Source organism: Microbispora bryophytorum (assembly GCF_043197435.1).
GTDB lineage: Bacteria > Actinomycetota > Actinomycetes > Streptosporangiales > Streptosporangiaceae > Microbispora > Microbispora bryophytorum.
Genome location: NZ_JBICTF010000003.1, coordinates 554,403 through 570,963, shown reverse-complemented (window position 1 = coordinate 570,963; position 16,561 = coordinate 554,403). Strand labels below are relative to the sequence as shown.

14 protein-coding genes are annotated in these 16,561 nt (G+C 70.2%); 10 read left to right on the top strand and 4 right to left on the bottom strand.

What is annotated here, in order from left to right; all coding sequences use genetic code 11:
• Positions 1–170: 170 nt before the first annotated feature.
• On the top strand, positions 171–812 hold the full coding sequence (locus ACGFIB_RS11920) for a TMEM175 family protein (RefSeq protein ID WP_393370918.1): 642 nt from the start codon (positions 171–173) through the stop codon (positions 810–812).
• Here the strand turns inward: ACGFIB_RS11920 and ACGFIB_RS11915 are convergent.
• From ACGFIB_RS11915 to ACGFIB_RS11905, 3 genes are all read right to left on the bottom strand, one after another.
• The gene (locus tag ACGFIB_RS11915) at positions 796–1,179 is read right to left on the bottom strand and encodes a type II toxin-antitoxin system death-on-curing family toxin (protein ID WP_393370915.1); all 384 of its coding nucleotides are present in this window, start codon (positions 1,177–1,179) and stop codon (positions 796–798) included. The two genes, ACGFIB_RS11920 and ACGFIB_RS11915, sit on opposite strands and share 17 nt — an antisense overlap.
• On the bottom strand, positions 1,176–1,379 hold the full coding sequence (locus ACGFIB_RS11910; protein ID WP_393370912.1) for a type II toxin-antitoxin system TacA family antitoxin: 204 nt from the start codon (positions 1,377–1,379) through the stop codon (positions 1,176–1,178). The genes ACGFIB_RS11915 and ACGFIB_RS11910 overlap by 4 nt, the downstream gene beginning before the upstream one ends.
• A gap of 64 nt (positions 1,380–1,443) precedes the next feature.
• Entirely contained in the window at positions 1,444–2,619 is a 1,176-nt protein-coding gene (locus ACGFIB_RS11905; RefSeq protein ID WP_142570055.1) for a pyridoxal phosphate-dependent aminotransferase, read from the bottom strand.
• Between the two features lie 384 nt (positions 2,620–3,003).
• Here ACGFIB_RS11905 and ACGFIB_RS11900 point away from each other — a divergent pair, with 384 nt between their 5' ends.
• The 5 genes from ACGFIB_RS11900 to fxsT are packed head-to-tail and all read left to right on the top strand — an operon-like array spanning position 3,004 to position 11,532.
• Positions 3,004–3,126, top strand: coding sequence for a hypothetical protein (locus ACGFIB_RS11900; protein WP_263407801.1), 123 nt, complete (start codon positions 3,004–3,006; stop codon positions 3,124–3,126).
• 17 nt (positions 3,127–3,143) lie between these two features.
• Entirely contained in the window at positions 3,144–5,333 is a 2,190-nt protein-coding gene (locus ACGFIB_RS11895) for an FxsB family cyclophane-forming radical SAM/SPASM peptide maturase (RefSeq protein WP_393370908.1), read from the top strand.
• Between the two features lie 4 nt (positions 5,334–5,337).
• Positions 5,338–6,243, top strand: a complete 906-nt coding sequence (locus tag ACGFIB_RS11890; protein ID WP_357256774.1) for an aminoglycoside N(3)-acetyltransferase — start codon at positions 5,338–5,340, stop codon at positions 6,241–6,243.
• A 37-nt stretch (positions 6,244–6,280) separates the two neighbouring features.
• On the top strand, positions 6,281–7,609 hold the full coding sequence (locus ACGFIB_RS11885) for a TIR-like protein FxsC (protein ID WP_393370903.1): 1,329 nt from the start codon (positions 6,281–6,283) through the stop codon (positions 7,607–7,609).
• Entirely contained in the window at positions 7,606–11,532 is a 3,927-nt protein-coding gene (gene fxsT / locus ACGFIB_RS11880) for an FxSxx-COOH system tetratricopeptide repeat protein (RefSeq protein ID WP_393370900.1), read from the top strand. Before ACGFIB_RS11885 ends, fxsT begins: the two co-directional genes overlap by 4 nt.
• Before the next feature lie 18 nt (positions 11,533–11,550).
• Here the strand turns inward: fxsT and ACGFIB_RS11875 are convergent, their stop codons facing one another.
• Positions 11,551–12,435 carry an alpha/beta fold hydrolase gene (locus ACGFIB_RS11875; RefSeq protein ID WP_191052298.1) on the bottom strand — a complete coding sequence of 295 codons (885 nt, stop codon included), beginning with the start codon at positions 12,433–12,435 and terminating at the stop codon, positions 11,551–11,553.
• Between the two features lie 184 nt (positions 12,436–12,619).
• On the opposite strand from ACGFIB_RS11875, the gene ACGFIB_RS11870 reads away from it, so the two are divergent.
• Genes ACGFIB_RS11870 through ACGFIB_RS11855 form a run of 4 tightly spaced genes read left to right on the top strand, consistent with a single transcriptional unit; the run spans position 12,620 to position 16,559 of the window.
• A complete protein-coding gene (locus tag ACGFIB_RS11870) occupies positions 12,620–14,305 on the top strand; it encodes a RyR domain-containing protein (protein ID WP_357256780.1) in 1,686 nt (561 codons plus the stop codon).
• Positions 14,306–14,318: 13 nt separating this feature from the next.
• Positions 14,319–14,798, top strand: a complete 480-nt coding sequence (locus ACGFIB_RS11865) for a hypothetical protein (protein ID WP_393370897.1) — start codon at positions 14,319–14,321, stop codon at positions 14,796–14,798.
• A gap of 2 nt (positions 14,799–14,800) precedes the next feature.
• Positions 14,801–15,838, top strand: coding sequence for a DUF418 domain-containing protein (locus ACGFIB_RS11860; protein ID WP_393370893.1), 1,038 nt, complete (start codon positions 14,801–14,803; stop codon positions 15,836–15,838).
• Positions 15,768–16,559, top strand: coding sequence for a carbon-nitrogen hydrolase family protein (locus ACGFIB_RS11855; protein WP_142570045.1), 792 nt, complete (start codon positions 15,768–15,770; stop codon positions 16,557–16,559). Before ACGFIB_RS11860 ends, ACGFIB_RS11855 begins: the two co-directional genes overlap by 71 nt.
• The last annotated feature ends 2 nt before the right edge of the window (positions 16,560–16,561 follow it).

Below are 16,561 nucleotides of genomic sequence, written 5' to 3'. Positions count from 1 at the left end.
TGCCGCATCCATGGGCAGATTTCACCAAGCTCGGCACACGCGTTCGGCACCGAGCGGCAGGACCGTCTCCGCCGGGGTCCTGGCAAGAGCGTCCCGTCGCCCGACCGGCTCACATCTGAGGCGACTTCTGCCAGAATGCTCGCCACTGCCCCCCTCTTATGGAGATCCGCATGGCCACGCCTCAGGTGCGTCCCGGGCTCACGCACGAACGCGTCGGTGTCTTCACCGACGCGATCTTCGCGATCGCCATCACGCTGCTCGCCCTGGAACTCCCCCGCCCGGAGAGCGAGGACTTCCGGCGGCTGGGGGCGTTCTTCGGCGATCACTTCGGCTCCTTCATGGCCTTCGCCATCGCCTTTCTCATGCTCTGGTTCGCCTGGCGGGCCCATCACACGCTGTTCGACCAGATCGAGCGGGCGTCCCAGTCGATGCTCCTGCTGCACATCCCGCTGCTGTTCTTCGTGGCCGTGCTGCCGTACACGACGTCGGTCTTCGGCGAGGCCAACGCCGACTCCCTGCCGGGCGAGGCGGAGGGCAGGGCCCTGGCGACCGGCCTGTTCGCCGGCAGCGAGGCCGTCCTGCTGCTGTGTCAAGGCGCGCTGTTCACTCTGGTGCTGGCGCAGCGCCTGTACCAGCCGGACGCCGACCTGCGCCGCCTGCGCGGCAACGCCTGCGTCTACTGGGCCATCGGGATCTACTGGCTGCTGACCGCCGTGGCGAGCGCGTGGGCGGTCACCGCGGTGCCCTTCCTGTGGCTGGCGACCCCGCTCGTCGCCGGCGGCACGATCCGTGTGCTCAGGATGCGGCGGTGAAGCCGCGCAACACGTCCGCGATCTCGCCGACCTCGGTGAGCTTCCCCGACGCCACCGCGATCACGAAATCGTAGGCGGCGTCGTCGTCCTGCGGCTCGATCTCCACTCCGTTCTTCGCACAGAAGACGTACGTCGTGAGCCAGCCCGCTCGCTTGTTGCCGTCCACGAACGGGTGGTTGGAGAGGATCGAGTGCAGGATGGCCGCGGCCTTGGTCGGCAGATCCGGGTAGGCGTCCCGCCCGAGCAACGACGTCTGCGGACGAAGCAGCGCCGCCTCGAAGAGCCCGATGTCACGAACCTCGATCGGCGCTCCCGTCGCGTGGCGGGCGATGCGCAGCCCCTGCTCACGGCTGATGTAGCGGATCATTCTCCCAGCCTGCGCAGAAGGTCCGCGAAACGCTTGGCCCCCTTCTCGGCCAAAATGTCGGTGTACTCGTCGTCGGCCACGCGGGTGAGGTAGTCGTCGATCGCGTCCAAGGCGATCTGCCGCATGCTCCGGCCTTCCCTCTCGGCGCGCCGCCGGAGGGCCTCGGTCTGCTCATCGGTCAGGCGAAGCGTCATGGCCATGCCGTCATCCTACGGAGCGGTGTCACGCCGATACCGTCGGCCGAGAGCCGGCAGCCGGTCGCGATCACGCCTGACCGCCGCCCAGGCGGCGGAGGCGTGTCACCGCCTCGGCGATGACCTCGTCCCGCTTGCAGAAGGCGAAGCGCAGGTAGTGACGGCCCCGTGCGGGGTGGTCGTAGAAGACCTGGGTCGGGATGGCCACCACCCCAGCCAGCTCGGGCAGCCGCCGGGCCAGCTCCAGACCGTCGTCGAAGCCGAGCGGCCGGATGTCGGTCTGCACGAAATAGGTGCCGGCCGGCCGGAGCACGTCGAAGCCGGCCTCCGTCAGACCCGTCACGAGGCGGTCCCGCTTGGACTGCAGGGCCGCCTGCTGGGCCGCGACCCACTCCATCTCCTCCCGCAGGGCGTACGCGACCGCGGCCTGCCAGGGGGCGTTCGCCGTGAAGGTGAGGAACTGCTTGACCGCCTGCACGGCGCCCGCGAGCGGCTCCGGAGCGCACACCCAGCCGGTCTTCCAGCCGGTGACGCTGAAGGTCTTGCCCGCGGAGGAAATCATGACCGTGCGCTCGCGCATGCCGGGCAGCGTGGCGAGCGGAACGTGCTCGACGCCGTCGAAGGCGAGGTGCTCGTAGACCTCGTCGGTCACCGCGATCAGGTCGTGCTCCAGACAGATCCGGGCGACGCACTCCAGCTCCTCGCGGGTGAACACGGTCCCGGTCGGGTTGTGCGGCGAGTTCACCAGGATCGCGCGGGTGCGGGGCGTGATCGCGGCCTCCAGCTCGGCGGGGTCGAAGGTGAACCGCCCCCCGTCGACACGCAGCGTGACCGCCCTGCGCACGGCTCCCGCGAGCGCGACGGCCGCGGCGTAGGAGTCGTAGTAGGGCTCGAAGACGACCACCTCGTCACCCGGTTCGCAGAGCGCGAGGATCGCCGCGGCGATGGCCTCGGTGGCGCCGACGGTGACGAGGACCTCCCCGTCCGGGTCGTAGGAGAGGCCGTACCACTGCTTGCGGTGCTCGGCGACCGCCTGCCGCAGCTCTGGAAGGCCCGGTCCGGGCGGGTACTGGTTGAGACCGCTCCGCACGGCCTCGACCGCGCGCTCCAGCATGCGCTCCGGCCCGTCGGTGTCCGGGAAGCCCTGGCCCAGGTTGATCGAGCCCGTCTCCACGGCCAGCTTCGTCATCGTGGCGAACACGGTCGTGCCGAACTCCCGCATCCGCCGCACCAGCGGCTCGCTCACGTCGTTCACTGTATCCGGCTCGCCGAGCACTCATCCACCCTTTCTTCACTAACTGGCATAAACTTAATATATAACGCTTAACGATATAAATCGCCCAGATAGCCCTGAAATGAATATCACATGGTCGACCATAACGAGCGCGCCAACCTTCGGACGGCCCATCCTCCCCCTCCCGTGTGAGTCGCCAGCAAAGCGCAAAGCTTTCCTGCGAAGCGCTCACATAACCAGTCACTATGGGCTAGGCTGATAGAGCTTTGATCTAGGCGGTACAGAGGGGACCGACGCGAAGGCATAGCTTGCGCCATCTGCGGAAACGGTGGAGTCCCCGTATGCTCCGCAGGGTCGGGCAAACCTATTCCTTGGACCACGAAATAGGGTGCCGCTATGCCCAACGCCATCAATGACAGCATTCCGACAGCGATTCCCGACACAAGCGAGATGGCTCTGTCGGAGCAGCTGGACTGTCTGCCGGATGCATCCGCCATGCGCTTCAATTCGGCCATCTGATTTAGAAATCTCCCGCAATGCAGCCGCCCATCGCGCCGTTCCGGCAGGTTGTACTGAAGGTTGCAAGCCGGTGCGACCTCGCCTGTGACCACTGCTATGTGTACGAGCACGCCGACACCAGTTGGCGGGAACGGCCGATGGTGATGTCCGACGAGACCGCCGTTCAGGTGGCGGATCGGATAGCGGAGCATGCCGCCGCGCATCGAATCCCGACGACGCACGTCGTCTTCCACGGCGGAGAGCCCCTCCTCGCCGGAATCGAGCGGCTCCGGCGATTCTCGCGGACGCTCCGTGGGGCGGTGGAGGGCGTCTGCGATCTCGACCTGCGCATCCACACCAACGGCGTGCTCTTGTCCCGGGGGTACTGCGACATGTTCGCGGACGAAGGCATCAAGGTCGGCATCTCGATCGACGGCGACCGCCTGGCGAACGACCGCCATCGGCTCTACGCCAACGGCCACAGCAGCTACGAGCAGGTCGTCCGCGCGATCACCCTGCTGCGGGACCACTACCGGCATCTCTATGCCGGGCTGCTGTGCACGATCGACGTCCGCAATGATCCCATCGCGGTCTATGAAGCGCTGGTCGCGCTGCGCCCTCCACGCGTCGACTTCCTGTTGCCACACGCCACGTGGGACCACCCGCCGCTGCGGCCCGGCGGGCAGGAGACCGCGTACGCCGACTGGCTCATCGCAGTGCACGACCGGTGGCGCGCGGACGGCAGACCCGTCCCGGTCAGGATGTTCGACTCGATCATTCTGACCGCCTCGGGCGGGGACAGCCAGACCGAGTCGCTCGGACTGCGTCCGTCCGACCTCGTCGTCATCGAGACCGACGGCTCCTACGAGCAGGCCGACTCCCTGAAGACCGCCTACGACGGCGCGCCCGCGACGGGACTGGACGTCTTCCGCCACTCGCTGAGTGAGGCAGCACTCCACCCCGGCTTCGCCGCGCGCCAAGGAGGTCTGGACTCGCTGGCCGAGGAGTGCCGCCGATGCCCGGTCGTGGCCAGTTGCGGCGGCGGCCTGTACGCGCACCGTTACCGGACCGGCAACGGTTTCGACAATCCCTCGGTCTACTGCGCGGACCTGTTCCGGCTGATCTCCCACCTGGTCGAATACGAGCGGCAGAGCACTCCGGTCCCCGTTCACCGGCTGCCGATCGCCACGCTGGACGCTCTCGCGTCGGGAAACGCCTCGGCGGATGATGTCGCCCAGCTGCGTGCTCCGCAGCTCAGCAGGGCCCGTCTGGCGGCGCGGCGCGCGGCGACGGTCGTCGCCGACCAGGAGTCGTGGTCCATCCTCCTGAACGCAGAGCGGACGGACCGCGCCGCGGTGGACGACCTGCTGAGCCACCCCTACGTCCACGCCTGGGCGACGCGCTGCGCGACCGCCGGCCCCGCCCGGCTCACCGCCGCCGACGCCGGTCATCTCGCGGCCGTCGCCGCGGTCGCCGCCGTACGGACCGGTCTGGCCGTGAAGGTCAGTGTGCCCGTGGTCGGGAACTTCCTTCATCTGCCCGGACTCGGGCGGATGCGGACCGGCGGCAGGGATCGCGCCGAGGTGGAGGCCCACGACGGATCGTTCGCGGTACGGGCGGACGGCCCGTGGCTGTCGCAGGACAGCCCGCTCTGGGAGCCCGTCCGCACACTGGAGGCGACCGGGCCCGGCCTGCTGCTCGACGACGTCGATCCATATCGCGACTGCTACGGCACGCCCGTCGAGGACCGCCTGACCGGCGAGGCGGCCGCCGCCCTGGGCGAGGTCGTCGGCGCGGCGCTGGCTTCGCTGACCGCCGACAGGCGCGCCGCCGTACTGGCCGGGCTGCGCGTCGTGACACCCCTGCCGAGCGGCGCGGCCGGGGCGTCGAGCCGCACGGCCTACGGCGCGGTCGCCCTCCCGCTCGGCGCCGATCCGGCGACGACCGCCCGGCTGTTCGTCGAGCACTTCCACCGGGCCCAGCTCGGTGGGCTGCTCGACCTGCTCGACCTCGCCGCCGGCGACGCGGACCTGGAGCTCCTGCTGTCCGACGCATACGGACTGCTGTCCGTCGCCGAACTCCTCGGCGATGAGGAGATCGCACGGCTGAGGACGGCGATCAGCCGGATCACCGGCGGCGCGCGCTCCGCCGTGGGACGTCGATTCGCCGCGGGGCTGGCGGAGGCCGCCGCCCGCCTGCCTCTGCCCGCGGGTTCCCGGCAGAGGTGAGGCGATGCCGGGCCTACTTCTGTCCGTCCTCGCGTTCGCCGCCCGGCTCCTTCCTGTCTTCGCCCCCCCGGTATCGCCTGCGGCGCCGAACGCGATCCCCGGCCGCGCGGATCTCACCCTCGGACGGGACACGCTCGTTGAGGCTCTGCAGCGGCTGGGCCTGCAGTCCGGCCAGACCGTGCTGGTGCACGCCTCGCTCCGCAGCATCGGCAGGATCGACGGAGGGGTCGCGACACTGGCCGACGCCCTGATGAAGGTCCTCGGCACCGAGGGCACGCTCGTCGTCCCCACTTTCACGTCCGCCAACTCGAACACATCGCGCTCCTATATGAAGGCCGTTCAGTGGATGACCGAGGAGGAGGCGAGGCGGTACCGCGACGGCATCCCCGCCTTCGACGTCCGGGAGAGTTCCGCGATCGAGTGCGGAGTGCTGTCGGAGCACGTGCGGACGCTGAAGAGCGCGGTCCGCAGCGAGCATCCGCAGACCTCCTTCGCCGCCGTCGGCCCGAGCGCGGAATGGCTCATGGCCGACCACGAACTCAAAAGCCACCTCGGGGAGGAGTCGCCGCTGGCCAAGCTGGCGAGGACGGGTGCGATGGTGCTCTTGCTCGGCGTCGGGTACGACAAGTGCAGTGCTTTCCACCTGGCCGAATACCGGTACCGGCCCGATCCGCCGCAGGCCCGGTACGGGTGCGTGGTGAGAATCGACGGGCGGGCCGTTTGGACCCACTACAACGACGTCGTGCTCGACGACAGCCATTTCGCGAAGTGCGGCGCCGCGCTCGAGCGGTCCGAAAAGATCAGGCGGGGCCGGGTCGGAAAAGCGGAGAGCAGGCTGTTCTCACTCCCGGCGGCCGTGACCTTCGCCGAACGGTGGTTGTCCGAAAAACGGAGGCGAGCAGAGGAATAATGCGAAATTAGTGTCGCACCTGAGGTGAGAGCCTATAGTGAGGGAACGGCGGCGCGCGGGAGGTGTGGTGGCTGGTACCTCGGGTGCTGAAGGCCATCTCCCGTATTTCTTCCTGAGTTACGCACGCACACCTCGCACTCATCCCGAGGACGAGAACCCCAACCTTCTCGTGGAAAAGCTCTACAAAGAGCTGTGCCGGGAGATCCTGCAGCACACATCTCTTCCCGCGGGCGTTCCCCCGGGTTTCATGGACATGGACATCCTCCCGGGCGTCGAGTGGGACAAGCGCCTGGCCAGAGAGCTGGCGACCTGCCGGGTCTTCGTCCCCCTCTACTCGCGGCGCTACTTCCGAAGCGAGCAGTGCGGCAAGGAATGGGCCGCCTTCGACCTGCGCAGGCGACTGCATCTTGACGGACGGCGGGACATTCCCGAAGTGATCGTCCCCGCGTTCTGGGTTCCGGTTCCGGACTTCGAACTGCCAGATATGGTCAAATCCATTCAATTCACCCATCCGGACCTCGGGGCGCACTATCTCGAACGAGGCCTCTACGGCTTGATGAAGATCAGGAGACACCGCGACCATTACAAGTCCGCCGTGGACGCGCTGGCTCAGCGGATCATCGAGGTGGCCGAGGGAGTGCGACTCCCCCCGATCACTCCGCCCGACTACGGCAGCATAAAGAGCGCCTTCAACCGCGACGAGGAACGCCGTTTCCTGATAGCCGTCCTCGCGCACACGACGGCCACGCGCACGGCACCGCGGGATGCGCGGTTCTACGGGTCCTCTCCGTGCGACTGGAATCCCTACCACCCCGAGGACCTCCGCTCGGTGGCCGAGGTCGCCGCCGGCATCGTGCGGCGTCTGGGCTTCGAACCCGACGTCGGAACCTTCCTCCACCATCACGACGAACTGCTGGGCGCAGGGGCGCCGACGTGCCCCGGGATCGTGCTGCTGGACGTGTGGACGGCCCTCGACCCGCAGTTCCGCCCGTTACTCGAGGCGTTCGACCAGGCCGGCAAACCGTGGGTGGGCGTGGTCGTGCCGTGGAGTCGCACCGACTCCCAGACCAGCCAGAACGCGGCCGAGTTGCGCGCCGCCCTGCGCGCCCTGTTGCCCGCGAAGCTGGCGCAGGGCCGGCCTGCCGCGCGCCGGGCGGTGAGCGACACCTCCACCGTGGCCGGCTTCGAGACCGCGCTACGGCCGGCGGTGGAGGCCGCGGGCAACTCCTATCTGCGGCACGGACGGGCGTTCCCGCCGCAGGTGCCCGGCAGTGGCCGCCCGCGACTGTGGCCGCTCACGCCGGACGATCCCGCGCCCGAGGCCCATGCGCCCGATGACCCCGCAGGACGTAAGGGGAGGCAATGACCGAGTTCCGGGACGGCCACATCGTCACCTTCTACTCCTACAAGGGAGGGACGGGGAGGACGATGGCGCTGGCCAACACGGCCTGGATCCTCGCCTCCAACGGTCACCGCGTGCTGGTCGTGGACTGGGACCTGGAGTCTCCCGGCCTGCACAAGTTCTTCCGGCCCTTCCTCGACGGGGAGATGATCGGCGGCACGGCCGGCGTGATCGACCTGATCAAGGACTTCGCCTGGGCCGCGACCCGTCCCGACCCGCGTCCCGCCGACTGGCACACCCCGTACGCGAGCGTGGGACGGCACGTCGTGTCGGTCGAGTGGCCCCACTTCCCCGACGGCGGCTCCCTCGACTTCCTGCCCGCCGGGCGGCAGAACCGCGACTACTCCTCGCTGGTGTCCACCTTCGACTGGGACAACTTCTACGAGCGGCTGGGCGGAGGACAGTTCCTCGACGCCCTGCGGGTGGACATGCGGCGCGGCTACGACTACGTGCTCATCGACAGCCGCACCGGCCTGAGCGACATCGCCGACATCTGCACGGTTCACTTCCCCGACACCGTGGTGACCTGCTTCACGCTCAGCGACCAGAGCATCGAGGGAGCCGCGCGGGTCGCGGCGGAGATCGCCGAGCGGTTCCCCGACCGCCGCATCAGGATCCTCCCGATCCCCATGCGCGTGGACGACGCGGAGAAGGAGAAGCTCGACGCCGGCCGGGCCTTCGCCCGCAGCCAGTTCGAGGGGTTCCCCAGCGGCGTCGGCCAGGATCAGGCCGGCAGTTACTGGGGGGCCGTCGAGATCCCCTACAAGCCGTTCTACGCGTACGAGGAGACCCTGGCGACCTTCGGTGACGCGCCCGGCTCCCCCGGCTCGCTGCTGGCCGCCTACGAGCGGCTCGCAGGCGTCATCACCGCAGGCCGGGTCGGGTCCCTTCCTCCGCTGGACGAGGACCTGCGGCTGAGCTACCGGGAGCTGTTCGTCCGGCGCCGCCCGTCGCTGTCGAACGACGTCACCCTGAGCTACGTGCCCGAGGACCGGTTGTGGGCGGAGTGGATCGCCGCCGTGCTGACCCAGACCGGCATGCGGGTGCGCACTCAGGGGGTCGAACGCGAGGAGGACGAGAGCGGGCAGGCGCGGCCGCCGGAGGCGGCGGGCCGCACGGTCGCGCTGCTGTCCCCCGCCTACCTGCGCTCACGGCAGGCCCGGGAGACCTGGCACGCCGCCGAGGGGCCTGCCGCGCTGTCCCTCAACCTCCTTCCTGTCCGAGTGTCGGACGTCCGGATCCCACAGTCGTACGCCGACCCGCCCGCGCTGGACCTGTTCCGGCTGGACGAGCAGCACGCGGCCGCCGCACTGCTGCGCGCCCTCGACCGCCCGGCGGGGGCCGAGGCCGCCGGCCAGGGAGGGACGCCGCGGTATCCCGGCATCCAGCCCGCCATCCTGAACCTGCCGACCAGGAACGCCGCCTTCACCGGCCGCGGTGAGGTGCTGGAGCGTCTGCGGGATCAGCTCGTCGGCGGCAGCCAGGCCGTGGTGACCCAGGTGCAGGAGGGCCGCACCCAGGCCCTGTTCGGACTCGGCGGCGTGGGCAAGACCCAGCTGGCCATCGAGTACGCCCACCGGTTCATGAGCGACTACGACGTCGTGTGGTGGGTGTCGGCCGAGCAGCCGGAACTGCTGAACGGAGCGATGGCCGACCTGGCCGAGCGGCTGGGCATCAGGATCGGCGACAACCTGGCGGAGGCGGCGCTGGCGGCCAAGGACGCGTTGCGGCGAGGCGAGCCGTACGCCCGCTGGCTGCTCATCTTCGACAACGCCAACAGCGCGGAGGACGTGCAGACGTACCTGCCGGGAGGCTCCGGGCACGTGCTGATCACGTCGCGGAGCCAGACCTGGTCGCAGGTCGCCAAGCCGCTGGAGATCGACGTCTTCACCCGCGAGGAGAGCCTGGAGCACCTGCGGCGCCGCGTGGTCGATCTCAGGGACGACGACGCCGACCGGGTGGCGGCCGCGCTCGGCGACCTGCCGCTCGCCATCGAGCAGGCCGGGGCGTGGCTGCAGGAGACCGGCATGAGCGTGGACGAGTACGTCGACAAGCTCTCCAAGCAGCCCGTGAGGACGCTCGCGCTCGGGGACTCCCCGACCTATCCGACCCCTGTCGCCGCCACCTGGAACGTGTCGTTCCAGCGTCTGCAGGAGAAGTCACCCGCGGCGGTCCGGCTGCTGCAGTTGCTGGCCTTCTTCGCCGCGGAACCGGTGTCGCTGTCCATGCTGTACGGCGACGAGACCGTGCGCTGCCTGGTCCCGTACGACGACTCGCTGCGCGAAAAGATCATGATCGGGCGGCTGGTGCGCGAGCTGAACAGGTTCGCCCTCGCCAAGGTCGACCAGCGCAACAACTCCGTACAGGTGCACAGACTGGTGCAGGCCGTGCTGCGCGACCAGATGGACGACGACGAGCGCGAGCGCACCGTCCACGAGGTGCACCGCATCCTCCTGGGCGCCCGCCCACGTGAGGGCGACACCGACGACCCCGGCAACTGGCCGCGGTACGACGAGATCTGGCCGCACCTCGCCCCGTCCAACGCGGAGGACTGTGACGAGGAGCAGACCCGGCAACTGCTGATCGACCGCGTGCGGTACCTGTATCGGCGGGGCGAGTTCGACCCGGCACTGAACCTCGGGCGCCGCCTGGAGGAACTGTGGGTCAGGAAGCTCGGCGACTACGACCGGCAGACGCTCTACCTGCGGTTCCACATGGGAAACGTGCTGCGTTCCCAGGGCAGGTACCGCGAGGCGTGCGAACTCAACCGGGCGATCCTCGACGACCAGCGCCGTGTTCTGCCCGACCCGCATCCCCACACGCTGCAGACCGCGGGAAGCCTCGCGGCGGACCTGCGGGCCCTCGGTGAGCTGTCCGAGTCGCTGCGGATGGAGCAGGAGACCTACGCGCGAACCAAGGAACTGTTCTTCGACGACCACCCGCGCGTCCTCGCGGCGGCCAACAACCTGGCCGTCGCCCTGCGGCATGTCGGCGACATCGGCGCGGCACGCCGGCTCGACCAGGAGACCGCGGACAAGCGCCGTGAGGTGCTCGGTCCCGCGCACCCCTTCACACTCCTGTCCGAGACGAACCTCGCGCTGGACGTCCGCGAAGCCGGGGAGTACGCGAAGTCGGCCGACCTGCTGCGCGAAACGCTGAACAGCTACGCCGAGGTGTCCGGCCCCGAGCTTCCCGACACGTTGAACACGGCGCGCAGCCTCGCCGTGTCCCTGCGGGAGACCGGCGCGATCGCGGAGGCGCGGCGGCTCACGGAGACGACTTACGAGCGTTGTCTCCAGCGCTTCGGTCCCGACGCGCCCGACACCGTCGCGTGCAAGCTGAGTCTCGCCTGCGACCTCGCCACGGCGGGCGACAGACGACGGGCGTTCGAACTCGCCTCCGAAGTCAGGGCCAACTACGAAAGCAAGCTGGGCGCGGACAACCCGTACACCCTGATCGCGGCCAACAACCTCACGGTCTACCTGCGCCACCTCGGGGAGACCGACGAGAGCCGGTCGCTGGGCACCCGGACCCTCACGACGCTGCGGCGCAAGGTCGGGCCCGATCACCCCTTCTCGCTCGCCTGTGCCGTCAACGTGGCCAATGTGCTGGGAGACCTGCAGGACCACGCCGAGGCCGAGAAGCTGCAGCGGGACACCCTCGACCGGCTGCGCGCGGTCCTCGGGCCCTACCACCCCACCACGCTGATCTGCGAGGCCGACCTGGCCGTCACCCTGCGCGACGTCAGACGGACCGACGAGGCGCGGGTGCTGCGCGAGCCCCTGCTCGTCCAGCTCCGCCGGATTCTCGGGGAGGCGCACCCGGTCGTCGCGGCCGTCCTCGACTGGCGCCGCGTCGACCGCGAACTGGAGCCCCTCCCCTGGTGACCGGGCCCACGCCCGCGGTCAGGCCGCCCGGCCATCCCTGGCGAGCCAGCCCAGCAGGTCGGGCAGCACGTGCAGGGCGTGGAAGTGCGCCGCGCCCCGCTGGATCCGCACCGTGGCGGTGGGTATCCGCCTGCCCAGCCAGCGGGAGTGGCTGACCGGGGAGAACACGTCGTCCTCGCCGTGCCACAGGAGAGTGGGCACCCTGATGTCGGCGGGGTCGAACCCCCACGGTGAGCAGAAGGCCATGGCGTCGTCGATCCAGCCGTACGCGGAGGTCCGCACGGCCTCCGCGTAGTTCTGCACCAGCATCGTCCGGATGCCGGCGTCCGCGATCACGATCCTGTCCGGCTCCGGCAGTTCGTCGTAGAGGTCGTTCACGAGCCGTACGGGGTCCTCGCGGATCTCGGCGGCGGTCGGGCCGAGCCGCGCCGCGAGCCGCGCCCGCCCCTGAATGGCGGTCATGTACTCCACGACGTTTCCCTCGGTCATGCCGTCGAACCAGTCGAGGCCCTCCGCCTCCCGGGGGGCGAGACCGACGAGCACGGCGGCCCGGGTCACCCGGTGGGGGATCAGGGCGGCGCAGGCGAGCGCGTGCGGCCCGCCGCCGGAGCGGCCCACCACCGCGAAGCGGTCCAGGCCGAGGTGGTCCGCGATGGCGGCCACATCCGCGGCGACGTCCCCCACACTGCGGCCCTCGTGCCGGTCGGAGCCGCCGTACCCCGGGCGGTCGTAGGTGATCAGCCGCACACCGAGCCGATAGAGCAGACCTTCACGTGGAAGGGGGCCGATCCGGCTGCCGGGCGTCCCGTGGAGCAGGAACACCGGTCTGCCTCCGTGGATCTTTCCCCGCTGCGCGACCGCGAGGCGCCGCTCGCGATCCGCCGACCACACCCCGTCCGTCAACGCCGGGCCCTCCGTGTCGATCGCCGATGGATCTCAGGCCCAGCATCCATCGAACCGGTGTGACGCGAAAGAGCCCGGCGGCCTCGGAACGGCAACACCTTTCAACAAGCGGACCCTGGAGCGCTCCCTTTTGACGGGTTATTTTCGATAAAGGCATGTGCCACCCGGCGAAGGAAGAGGATTTATGGCCTTTCCCGCGAGCTATGTGGTGCGTGCGGTATTCGCGGGCCTGGCGGTGGTCGCATTGGTGACCGGATATATAGGCCTCCACACGTATGCGAAAACGCTGAATCTGCCATCGGCTCCCCTCGACCTCCTCTACTGGGACCTGCAACTGTTCGTGTTCGACTCCGCGCCGCTCGACGAGCCGAAACCGCTGCCGGCCCTGCTGGAGTTCGCCCGTTTCGCCGCGCCCGGCGTGACGATCTACACCCTGGTCGACGGAGCCCGCCTGCTGTTCGCCGCCGAGCTGCGGCGGTTCCGGGCGCGCAGGTCGAAGGAGCACGTGGTCGTGTGCGGCACGGGGTCGGCGGCCCTGGCCCTGGTGGAACGGCTGCGCGCGACGAGCACGCGGATCGTGGTGATCGGCTCGGCTCCGGTGGCCACCACGGGTGACCGCAAGGTGCTCTACGTCAGGGGCGACGCGCGCAGCCCCGCCACCCTCCGGGGCGCCGGGATCCAGCGGGCCTCCGTCCTGTACGCCTGCGAGCCGGACAGCTCGGCCAACACGGCGATCGCCCTGGCGGCGCACGGCGTGGCCAGAGCCGGCGGCAGGCGGCCGCTGTCGGCGTACGCCCTGATCACCGATCCCGACCTGTGCGCCGCCCTGCGGGCACGCCGGCTGAGCCTTTCCGGCAGGCCCCGGCTCCGCCTCGACTTCTTCAACCTGGACGAGCTCGCCGCCCGGGTGCTCCTGGACCGCCACCCGATCGTGAACGAGCAGCCGGTCGTCGTCATCGGGCTCGACGCCTTCGGCCGCAGCCTGCTGGTCGAGATGGCGCGCAGGCGGCGGCTGGTCCCCGCGCCGTACCCGCTGCCCGTGACGATCATCGACGCAGAGGCCACGCGGACCGTCGAGGCCGTGTGCCGCAGATTCGAGTTCGTGACCGAGGTGTGCGCGCTGACCACGCACGACGCGCCGCCCGGCGACCTGGCGCTGGGAGAGCTGCTGCCCTCCGAGCCGCCGCAGCGAGTGTTCGTGTGCCACGGCGACCAGGACCTCGCGCTCAAGACCGCGCTCACCTCGCTGCGCCTGTGGAGCTGCGGGCCGGGGTCGCTCGTGGTGCGGGTCGAGGAGGCCGGCACCTTCAGCCGGGCCTTCGAGGACGTCCACCTGCTGGAGGGGCTGTCCGGCGCCCTGCGGGTCTTCGCGGTCAACGAGGAGGCCGGCGATCCCCAGCTCATCGGGGAGGACCTGGTGGAGACGCTCGCCCGGGCGATCCACGACAGCTACGTCGCGGAGAACACGGCACGCCGCCACGTCCGGGCGACCAATCCGTCGCTGGTGCCCTGGGAGAGCCTGCCGTCGCACCTCCGGGCGGCGAACCGGCGGCAGGCCGAGGACATCGGCCGCAAGCTGACGAGCATCGGCAGCGCCCTCGCTCCCCGCGTGGAGCCCGAGCTGCATTTCGCCTTCAAGGACTACGAGATCGAGCAGCTTGCGATGATGGAGCACGAACGGTGGCTGCGGGACCTGGTCGCCGACGGATGGACCCGCGGCCCGGTCCGCGACGACGAGAACAGGAGACACCCCGACCTGGACAGCTGGGACAACATCTCGGACGCGGCGAAGGAGAAGGACCGCGACACCGTACGGAACCTGCCGCGTATCCTGGCCACCGCCGGTTTCCAGATCGTACGGGTCGGCTGAACGAGTGAGGGGGATGACCACGATCGCGTTCACCGGCCACCGGGGCCTGCCCCGCGACACGTCCGACCGGGTCCGGCGTGCCCTGCGTGCCGTGCTCGCCGGGCGGGACCGGCCGCTGGTGGGGCTGTCCTGTCTGGCCGAGGGGGCCGACCAGCTTTTCGCCCGGGAGGTGCTGCGCGCCGGCGGCGACCTGGATGTGGTCGTGCCCGCCGCCGGGTATCGGGAGAGCCTGACGCGGGCGGCGCGAGCCGGATACGACGACCTGGTGTCGCTCGCGCGGCACGTGCACAGGATGCCGTTCGAACGGCCGGAGCCGGTGGCGTTCATGGCCGCCTCGGTCTTCATGCTGGAGCGGGCGGACGAGCTGTTCGCCGTCTGGGACGGGCTGCCGGCCCGCGGGTTCGGCGGCACGGCCGACGTCGTCTCGCACGCCCGCAGGCGGGAGATGCGGGTGCTGGTGCTCTGGCCGCCCGGTTCACGAAGGGACGGGTAAGCGTGGCGACAGGCAGGATCCGGCGGGTCGACGCGCTGCGCGGGTTCGCCGTGTGCGGGATCATGCTGGTCAACGCCTGGCAGCAGAGGGTGCGGCAGGGGCCGACCTCGCTGGACTGGGTGATGGAGAACCTGTTCCAGAGCCGCTTCTACCCGATGTTCGCGTTCCTGTTCGGGTTGTCCTTCGCGCTGTTCCTGCGCTCCGCGCGGCTGCGCACGCGGCGTCCGCGGCTCGTCATGCTGCGGCGGCTGGCCGTGCTCGCGGCGCTGGGCGCGGCGCACATCCTGATCGATCCCGGCGAGGTGCTGCTGCCGTACGCGCTGCTGGGGGTGGTCGTCCTGCTTCCGGCGAGCCTCCTGCCCCGGGCTGCCGTGCTGCTGGTGGGCTGCGGCGTCCTGGTCGCCGCCGTGTTCGACCCCCATCCGTACGTGCTGATCACCGCGCTGTTCCTGCTCGGCCTTGCCGCCGCCCCGGATGCGGAAGGGAAGCGGGGGGCCGGGCGCCTCGGCGGGGCTGACGGCCTGGGCGGCGGGCCGTTGCTCGGCGTGGTGTGCGGGGCGGCGGCCCTGCTCGCGGCCGGGCTGACCTGGTGGTGGAACCACGCGCCGCCCGGCGGCGGGGTCTACCAGGCGGCGGCGCTGTGCGGCGCGGTGGCGTACGCGACGGCGTTCCTGCTGGTCGCCCGCCATACGGCGATGTTCGAGGCGCTGGGCCGGATGACGCTGACCAACTACGTGACGGGCACGACCGTGATCGTGGTGGTGATGCCGCTCCTGAAGGCCGACGACACGGGGGCCGCCGTCGTGGTGCTCGCCGTCGTCACCGTCGCCGCGCAGGCGGTCTTCTGCAGATGGTGGCTCGCCCGCCACCGGCACGGCCCGCTGGAGTGGGTGTGGCGCGCCCTCACATGGTGGGGCACCTCCCGGGGCACCTGGTGGAGCGTGGCGGCGACCGGGCAGACTGTGATCCGTGACCCGCGTAGCGCTGTGCCAGATCCCCGTCGACCACGACCCGGAGACCAACCTCTCGACCGTGCGTGAAGCCCTCGCGCGGGCGCCGGAGGCGGACCTCGCCGTCTTCCCCGAGGCGACGCTCACCCGGTTCGGCCCGGGGGTCGTCGAGACGGCCCAGCCGCTGGACGGCCCGTTCGTCACCGGCCTGGCCGAGGCCGCGCGCGAGCACGGCACGGCCGTCATCGCCGGCGTCTTCGAGCCCGCCGCGGACGGCAGGGTCTGGAACACGGCCGTCGCCCTGCGGGAGGACGGCTCGCTCGCCGCGGCCTACCGGAAGATCCACCTGTTCGACTCCTTCGGCGCGAAGGAGTCGAAGCTGGTCGCGCCGGGGGACGCGCCGGCGGTCGTCGAGCTGGCCGGGCTCAGGATCGGCCTGATCACCTGCTACGACGTCCGCTTCCCCGAGCTGGCCCGCGCGCTGGTCGACCAGGGCGCGGACACGTTCGCGGTGATCGCCGCCTGGGGCTCGGGGCCCCTGAAGGAGGAGCACTGGACGACCCTCGTCAGGGCCAGGGCGATCGAGAACACCACCTGGACCATCGCGGTCGGTCAAGCGCCTAATCCCGCCATACCGGACGGGTTCGGTGTGGGCCGCAGCATGCTCGTCGATCCGATGGGTGTCGCCCGGCATGACCTGGGCACGGGCCCCGGCGTGCTGATCGCGGAGATCGACACGGCGTGGACCGAGACCGCGCGCGCCACCCTCCCCTCGCTCGAACACCGCCGGCTCGGAGTCCACAGATCGTAAAC

What these genes read in the sequence shown, in the direction of transcription:
- ACGFIB_RS11920 (WP_393370918.1), top strand. Translation starts at nt 171, where the DNA reads ATGGCCACGCCTCAGGTGCGTCCCGGGCTCACGCACGAACGCGTCGGT.
- ACGFIB_RS11915 (WP_393370915.1), bottom strand. Translation starts at nt 1,179, where the DNA reads ATGATCCGCTACATCAGCCGTGAGCAGGGGCTGCGCATCGCCCGCCAC.
- ACGFIB_RS11910 (WP_393370912.1), bottom strand. Translation starts at nt 1,379, where the DNA reads ATGGCCATGACGCTTCGCCTGACCGATGAGCAGACCGAGGCCCTCCGG.
- ACGFIB_RS11900 (WP_263407801.1), top strand. Translation starts at nt 3,004, where the DNA reads ATGCCCAACGCCATCAATGACAGCATTCCGACAGCGATTCCCGACACA.
- ACGFIB_RS11895 (WP_393370908.1), top strand. Translation starts at nt 3,144, where the DNA reads ATGCAGCCGCCCATCGCGCCGTTCCGGCAGGTTGTACTGAAGGTTGCA.
- ACGFIB_RS11890 (WP_357256774.1), top strand. Translation starts at nt 5,338, where the DNA reads ATGCCGGGCCTACTTCTGTCCGTCCTCGCGTTCGCCGCCCGGCTCCTT.
- fxsT (WP_393370900.1), top strand. Translation starts at nt 7,606, where the DNA reads ATGACCGAGTTCCGGGACGGCCACATCGTCACCTTCTACTCCTACAAG.
- ACGFIB_RS11870 (WP_357256780.1), top strand. Translation starts at nt 12,620, where the DNA reads ATGGCCTTTCCCGCGAGCTATGTGGTGCGTGCGGTATTCGCGGGCCTG.
- ACGFIB_RS11865 (WP_393370897.1), top strand. Translation starts at nt 14,319, where the DNA reads ATGACCACGATCGCGTTCACCGGCCACCGGGGCCTGCCCCGCGACACG.